The sequence below is a fragment of the Rhodobacter sp. TJ_12 genome (assembly GCF_020023995.1).
In the GTDB taxonomy this organism is placed as follows: domain Bacteria; phylum Pseudomonadota; class Alphaproteobacteria; order Rhodobacterales; family Rhodobacteraceae; genus Rhodobacter.
On record NZ_NRRD01000086.1, the window covers coordinates 1 to 538 of the forward strand.

General features: G+C 66.5%; 1 protein-coding gene. It reads right to left on the reverse strand.

Annotation, left to right across the window (positions count from 1 at the left end; all coding sequences use genetic code 11):
* A partial coding sequence (locus CKO11_RS17315) for a tripartite tricarboxylate transporter permease (protein WP_223641552.1) occupies window positions 1–536 on the reverse strand: 536 nt, incomplete at its 3' end.
* Between the last annotated feature and the right edge of the window lie 2 nt (window positions 537–538).

Below are 538 nucleotides of genomic sequence, written 5' to 3' on the forward strand. Positions count from 1 at the left end.
ATCAGCCCGAAGGTGAAGCGCTCGGCCCCGCTGTTCACGTCGGTTCCCGCCAGGCCGACGATGATCCCCAGCACGACCATCGCGATGCTCTTCGACGGGCCGCTGTCGGACATGGCGGTGGTGGCCAGCAGGCCCATGGCCATCAGCGCGAAATATTCGGGCGAGCCGAAGCTGAGCGCGGCCGAGGCGATGACCGGCGAAAACAGCATCACGATGACGATCCCGATGGCCGCGCCCTTGAAGGCGGCCAGCGTGCTCATGAACAGCGCAACGCCGGCGCGCCCCTGTTTCGCCATCGGGTGGCCGTCGAGGCAGACCACCGCCGCATCGGTCGTGCCGGGGACGTTAAGCAGGATGGCCGTCGTCTTGCCGCCATAGGAGGTGCCGTAATAGATGCCCGCCAGCATGATCAGCGCGAACTCTGGCGCCACATGGAAGGTGATCGGATAGAGGATCGAGATCGCGGCCAGCGCGCCCAGTCCGGGCAGGACGCCGACGACCATCCCGACGAAGACGCCGAGGGTGCAGTACATCAGCC